Source organism: Bacteroides coprosuis, from assembly GCF_020741705.1.
Lineage (GTDB): Bacteria > Bacteroidota > Bacteroidia > Bacteroidales > Bacteroidaceae > Bacteroides_E > Bacteroides_E coprosuis.
Genome location: NZ_DYYK01000053.1, coordinates 1 through 2,765 on the forward strand (window position 1 = coordinate 1; position 2,765 = coordinate 2,765).

Sequence of the window (2,765 nt, forward strand, 5' to 3'; positions counted from 1 at the left end):
CTTTAGAGATACAGAAATAGGATCTCCTGCTAAATTATCACTTTCAACCACTCCTAGTCTAGATGAAAATCTACAGATAATAGAGTCTGTAAATTCTTTTGTTGGTTCTATTGCAACAGCAAATTCTTGTGATGTTGTAATGGTTTGTCCTCTAAATAGAGATGTTAAGGCAGCCTCTTGTTCTTCAAGATTGTCGAGCATAAGCTTTAGTTGCTTTCCATCTTGAGGAGTGTTTTCAGCTTCACCTCTTAAAAGGCTATTTCTACTTTCACGTATGGAGTAGATTTCTTTAGCTACTAGTTCTGCCATTTTTGCCGTAGAATTAGCCATTAAAATCTCTTCAGTGAAAAAATCTCTAGGGTTAGGCATCTTTTTTGAAGGTTCTAATGGCGTAGCTGCTACGCTATGATCCTTTCCAAAAGGAACGTTTATAGTCTTTATTATGCCATCTTGAGTCAGTTCTAAGAGTGGAGCTACTGTTTTATCACGCATTCTAACAAAGAAAACTTTGTCTGCATCAGGAACACCAATAGATGATATTCTTACTTTATCTATAGACCAAGAAATACTCGGTTCGAGTTGTACTCCTTCTAGGTGCAAGTAGCTACTAGCATATTTTGCAAATTCTCCAGGTATATATTGGTTACGGTTAGTCTCTAGAGTGAGTTGTATTTTTGTTTTTGGCAAAGTGTATGTAACGCCATACTCCTTACCTTGCATTACTCCAGCTGTTACTCTTGTTTGAGAGAAAGATGTAGTTGAAGCTAATACTAGTGAACTTATGAATACTATTCTCTTTAGCATAATAATCTGTTTTTAAAGTCTTATTATTACAACATTAATAAAGTTGCTTAGTTTGTCGAGTTACTAAATAAATTAAAGCCATTATATTTTAGAGCAGTTTCAGATAGCTCTTTCCAAGCTTTGGGTAAATATTTAATTATGTCTTGAGCTGTCATACCTATTTTCCCAACTTCAAGTGCAGCTAGATCTCCAGCTTTTCCATGAATATAAGTACCAAGCTTAATACATTCTTCTTGACTATAACCCTGTGCTCTTAAAGCTAACAATATGCCAGTTAGCACATCTCCACTACCACCTGTTGCCATCCCCTCATTACCTGTTGGATTTAATTGATAACTGCCGTCAGGACAAATCACAAAGGAATAAGCATCTTTTAATATAATAAATACTTCAAACTTTTTAGCAAATTCTATTGCTCTATTCAAGCGAATGTATGAGTTATTACATTTTCCAATTAGCCTTTCTATTTCAACGGGATGAGGCGTAAGTATAGCTCCTTTAATATTTCTATAAAGATGGGGATAATTTGCTAGAATATTTAGTCCATCAGCATCAATAATGAGTGGAGTACCTAACTCTTCACATTGTAAAATAAGGTGTTGAAGTGCTGTTGCACTTTCTTCTGCAAGACCTAAGCCTGGACCAACGGCTACTGCTTTGTATCCTGTTGTATCTAATAATTGAGAAAAGCATATTTCATTTGTGTCGCAATCTACCATTGCTTCAGGTGTGCTTACCTGGTGAATAGCTCTGTTGCACAAAGGGGTATGTATTGTTAAAAGTCCAATTCCCGATTTTAAAGAGGCACTTGCAGCCATACTACAGGCACCTGCCATACCTAGTGAGCCAGCTACCAATAATCCATGTCCATAAGAACCTTTATGAGAGAATCTTCTTCTTGGTTTTATGATGTCTATAACTTCTTCTTCAGAAGTAAAGGGTACAAGATCTTCTTCTTTTTTAGGATTAATAGGTAAGATGTTCCACTGCCCTAAAAACGGCTGATTTTCGTCAAAGTAACAAGCTAAAGGTGGTTCCTCAGTAAGTATAGTATAATTGGCTTTGATAATATGATTTAAATTATTGGTCGTATTATCTTCGGGTAATAACCCTGACGGAGCCCCAATCGATACAACTGTAGATTTTGAACTATTGATTAATCTTGCAACAGCAGCAAATCCTCCAGATAGAGGGTGTTGTAATTCAAAACCGAATAATGCATCAATGACTAATGTTTCTTCAGTTAGGGTTGGAGGTACAAACTGGGAAGTGATTTCTTCTACTTTAATATTATTATTCTTCTTTTCCCAGTGTGTTAAATCTAATTTCTCTTGATTGTGAATATTAAAGAGATACACAATAGCAGATTGATTCGAAATAAGAGGTTCGATAATTTGATCTAAGCTATTGGTATAAAATGTGCTATTTAAAAATATAACAACATTATAGGTAGAGCTTGTATTCATACTTGTTTTCAACGTCTTTTAGAAGTCTGTTTTTAGTTAGGATGAGATAGCCTAATTTCTATGCAAGATAGAGAATTTTCTCCTAAATTCTAAATTTATTATCTGGTTCAATTGAAAGTTAAAATACAAAAAAGGCATGATGCTATAGATGTCATGCCTTTTAGTTTTAGTTGTAAAGTAGATTTTACTGTACTGTCTTTCTAATTTCTCTCGGAGTAACTCCAAATTGTTTTTTACAATAGGTAGAGAAGTGAGATGCTGACGAGAATTTAAATTCTTTAATAATTTCAGCAAACTCAATGCCTGGAGTTAATAACTGAGCCTTTACGTGTTTAGCTCTTTGTCTTAGTATCCAGTTGTATGGAGAGTCATCAAAATGTTCTTTGAATTTTCTGTTGAATGATCTTAGTGAACAGCCATAAAGAATTGATAGCTCTTCAACTGTTTTTACTTTCTGATAATTAGCAATGACAAAATCTTTGAAATTTACAGTTT

3 protein-coding genes are annotated in these 2,765 nt (G+C 34.4%); all 3 read right to left on the minus strand.

All coding sequences use genetic code 11. The annotated features are described in order from the left end of the window. On the minus strand, positions 1-804 hold an 804-nt coding region (locus K8V80_RS03215), incomplete at its 3' end, for a DUF4831 family protein (RefSeq protein ID WP_276775415.1). 47 nt (positions 805-851) lie between these two features. After that, positions 852-2,282 carry an NAD(P)H-hydrate dehydratase gene (locus K8V80_RS03220; RefSeq protein WP_276775417.1) on the minus strand — a complete coding sequence of 477 codons (1,431 nt, stop codon included), beginning with the start codon at positions 2,280-2,282 and terminating at the stop codon, positions 852-854. Positions 2,283-2,454: 172 nt separating this feature from the next. Continuing rightward, on the minus strand, positions 2,455-2,765 hold a 311-nt coding region (locus tag K8V80_RS03225; protein ID WP_276775419.1), incomplete at its 5' end, for a helix-turn-helix domain-containing protein.